The organism is Streptomyces durbertensis, from assembly GCF_014156695.1.
Classification (GTDB): domain Bacteria; phylum Actinomycetota; class Actinomycetes; order Streptomycetales; family Streptomycetaceae; genus Streptomyces; species Streptomyces durbertensis.
This window is the reverse complement of record NZ_WMLF01000511.1, coordinates 1-3,496: the sequence shown is the minus strand read 5'-3', so window position 1 is coordinate 3,496 and position 3,496 is coordinate 1. Positions and strand designations below refer to the sequence as shown.

The 3,496-nt window shown below is 73.5% G+C and carries 3 protein-coding genes; all 3 read left to right on the top strand.

Going from position 1 to position 3,496, the window contains the following annotated elements; all coding sequences use genetic code 11:
* Positions 1-568, top strand: a 568-nt coding sequence (locus GL263_RS23535) for a Cgl0159 family (beta/alpha)8-fold protein (protein ID WP_438947996.1), incomplete at its 5' end; no start/stop codon positions are given.
* Positions 569-623: 55 nt separating this feature from the next.
* The gene (gene iolB, locus GL263_RS23530; protein WP_182857753.1) at positions 624-1,613 is read left to right on the top strand and encodes a 5-deoxy-glucuronate isomerase; all 990 of its coding nucleotides are present in this window, start codon (positions 624-626) and stop codon (positions 1,611-1,613) included.
* Between the two features lie 8 nt (positions 1,614-1,621).
* On the top strand, positions 1,622-3,493 hold the full coding sequence (iolD, locus tag GL263_RS23525) for a 3D-(3,5/4)-trihydroxycyclohexane-1,2-dione acylhydrolase (decyclizing) (protein WP_182857752.1): 1,872 nt from the start codon (positions 1,622-1,624) through the stop codon (positions 3,491-3,493).
* Positions 3,494-3,496: the final 3 nt, after the last annotated feature.

The following is a 3,496-nucleotide window of genomic DNA, read 5'->3' as shown; positions in this document are numbered from 1 at the left end:
GACAGCGATGAACCGCGGCGGACTGGCCGGCGCCAGCTTCGAGATGGACGACCGCTTCACCGGGCACCGCCCGCAGGACCTGACCCGGCTCCGCTTCGACGCCGGCAAACTGCTGCTGCGCATCGACTACGAGGACCCGGGCTCGCTCACCACCATGGAGAGCGCGGCACGGGCCGTCGACGAGATGGCCGCACGCCGACTCCCGGTTTTCGTCGAGCCGTTCGTCTCGCGTCGGGTCGGCGGCTCGGTGCGGAACGACCTCAGCGCCGAGGCCGTCACCCGCTCGATCGCCATCGCCTCCGGCCTCGCCGGCACCTCCGCGTACACCTGGCTCAAACTGCCGGTCACCGAGGACCCCGACGACATGACGCGGGTGCTGGAGACGTCCACCCTGCCGACCGTTCTGCTCGGCGGCGACGTGGGCAGGGACCAGGAGGGCGCCTACGAGCGGTGGCGCAAGGCGCTGCGGCTGCCCACCGTCCAGGGCCTGGTCGTCGGCCGTTCGCTGCTCTACCCGGCGCACGGGAGCGTCGAGACCGCCGTGGACACGGCCGTCGGCCTACTTTGAGACGGGAGAGACCCGGACAGGAACGGACGCAACGGTGACGAGGGAAGAACACGCCATGCACGCCGCACCGCACCACCACAAGCAGCAGCCCGCCCCCTCCCCGGCCGGCGGCCGCCGCCACCATCTGCCCGCCGGTACCGCCGCCGCGGACGCCTACGACGTGGACGTCAGCCCGGAGTCGGCCGGTTGGGGCTACTCCGCCCTGCGGGTGCTGACCCTGCCGCCGGACGGGCGCCACGAGTTCGACACCGGCGACAGCGAGTGGATCGTGCTGCCGCTGTCCGGCTCCTGCGAGGTCGACGTCGACGACCCGAGCGAGGAGACTCCGCAGACGTTCGAACTCGCAGGCCGCGCCCACGTGTTCGCCGGCCCGAGCGACTTCGCGTACCTGCCGAGGGACGCCCGGGCCACCGTCCGCTCGGACGCCGGCGGGCGGTTCGCGCTCACCGGCGCCCGCTGCGACAACCGGCTGCCCGCCCGCTACGGGCCGGTCTCCGACGTGCCTGTGGAGCTCCGCGGCACCGGCTCGTGCAGCCGGCAGGTCCACAACTTCGGCGCGGCCGACGCCTTCGACTGCGACCGGCTGATCGCCGTGGAGGTCATCACGCCGGGCGGCAACTGGTCGTCGTTCCCTCCGCACAAGCACGACGAGCACCGGCCGGGCGAGGAGTCGGAACTGGAGGAGATCTACTACTTCGAGTTCGCGGCCGCCGGCGACGTGCCGGGCCTGGGCTACCAGCGGGTCTCGCCGTCCGCCGACGGCGGCACCGACGTGCTCGCCGAGGTCCGCGACGGCGACGTGGTGCTCATCCCCGACGGCTGGCACGGCCCGTCCATGGCGGTGCCCGGCCACCACATGTACTACCTCAACGTGATGGCCGGGCCGGGCGCCGAGCGGGCCTGGCTGATCTGCGACCACCCCGACCACGCCTGGATCCGCGAGACCTGGCCGGACCAGCCCGTCGACCCCCGTCTCCCTCTCGACCCCGACCCGTCCCACGTCCGCGCCGCCCGGCCGCACGGCCGGTTCGGCCCGTCCCAGTGAGGTCCCGCATGAGCCAGTCCACCCGCCGCCTGACCGTCGCGCAGGCGCTGGTGCGTTTCCTGTCCGCCCAGTACACCGAGCGCGACGGCGTGCGGCACCGCCTGGTCGCCGGCACCTGGGGCATCTTCGGGCACGGCAACGTGGCCGGTCTCGGCCAGGCCCTGCTGGAGACCGGTGAGGCGGCCATGCCCTTCCACCAGGGCCGCAACGAGCAGTCCATGGTGCACGCCGCCGTCGGCTTCGCCCGCCACCACAACCGGCTGTCCGCGCAGGCCGTCACCACCTCGATCGGCCCCGGCGCCACCAACCTGGTGACCGGTGCCGCGCTGGCCACGATCAACCGGCTGCCCGTCCTGCTGCTGCCCGGCGACCACTTCGCCACCCACACCGCCGACCCGCTGCTCCAGCAGCTCGAACACCCGCAGTGCGCGGACGTGTCCGTCAACGACACCCTGCGCCCGGTCTCCCGCTACTTCGACCGGATCAACCGCCCGGAGGCGCTGATCCCGTCCGCCCTGAACGCCATGCGGGTGCTCGCCGACCCGGTGGAGACCGGCGCGGTCACCCTCGCCCTGCCGCAGGACGTGCAGGCGGAGGCGTTCGACTGGCCCGAGGAGTTCTTCCGCGAACGCGTCTGGCCCGTCCGGAGGCCGCAGCCGGAGCCCGCCGAACTCGCCGAGGCGGTGAGGGCGTTGCGAGCCGCGAAGCGCCCGCTCCTCATCGCCGGCGGCGGCGTCCACCACAGCGGGGCCGAGGAAGCGCTGCGGGAGCTGGTGGAGTTCACGGGCATCCCCGTCGCCTCCACCCAGGCCGGCAAGGGCTCCCTGCGCCACGACCACCCGGCCGACCTCGGCGGCATCGGCCACACCGGCACCGCCGTCAGCGACGCACTCGCCCGCACCGCCGACCTGGTGATCGGCGTCGGCACCCGCTACACCGACTTCACCACCGCCTCCGGCACCCTCTTCGACCGCCCGGACGTGCGGTTCGTCAACCTCAACATCACCCCGTTCGACGCCCACAAGCTCGCCGCCACCACCCTCGTCGCCGACGCCCGCGCCGGCCTCCAGGCACTCGCCATCGCCCTGGCAGACCACCGTGTCGAAGCCGCGTACGAGGCCGAGTACCGCGCGGGCAAGAAGAGTTGGGAGGCCGCCGTGTCCGACGCCTACCGGGCGGCGGACACCGACGTGCCCAGCCAGACCCAACTGCTCGGCGTACTCGACAGGATCGTCGGCGACACGGACGTGGTCATCAACGCCGCCGGTTCCCTCCCCGGCGACCTGCACAAGCTGTGGCGCGCCCGCTCGCCCCGCCAGTACCACCTGGAGTACGGCTACTCCTGCATGGGCTACGAGATCCCGGCGGCGATCGGCGTACAGCTCGCCGCGCCCGACACCCCGGTGTGGGCGCTTGTCGGCGACGGCACGTACCTGATGATGCCGACCGAGATCGTCACCGCCGTCCAGGAGGGCCTGCCGATCAACGTGGTCCTCGTGCAGAACCACGGCTACGCGTCCATCGGCGGCCTGTCGGAGCAGGTCGGCGGCGAGCGCTTCGCGACCGCCTACCGCTACCGCACCCCCGACGGGAGCTACGGCGGCGACCCGCTGCCGGTCGACCTCGCCGCCAACGCCGCCAGCCTCGGCATGGACGTCCTGCGCCCGAAGACCGTCGGCGAGCTGCGCGAGGCGCTGACCGCCGCCCGCGCTTCGAACCGCCCGACGTGCGTCTACGTCGAGACGTCCCCGCAACCCGGCGCGCCCGCCGCGCAGGCCTGGTGGGACGTGCCGGTCGCCGAGGTCGCCACCCGGCAGGCGGCCCGCGACGCCCGCACCGCGTACGAACGGCAGGCCGCCGCCCGCCGCCGCCACCTCTGACCC

What these genes read in the sequence shown, in the direction of transcription:
- iolB (WP_182857753.1), top strand. Translation starts at nt 624, where the DNA reads ATGCACGCCGCACCGCACCACCACAAGCAGCAGCCCGCCCCCTCCCCG.
- iolD (WP_182857752.1), top strand. Translation starts at nt 1,622, where the DNA reads ATGAGCCAGTCCACCCGCCGCCTGACCGTCGCGCAGGCGCTGGTGCGT.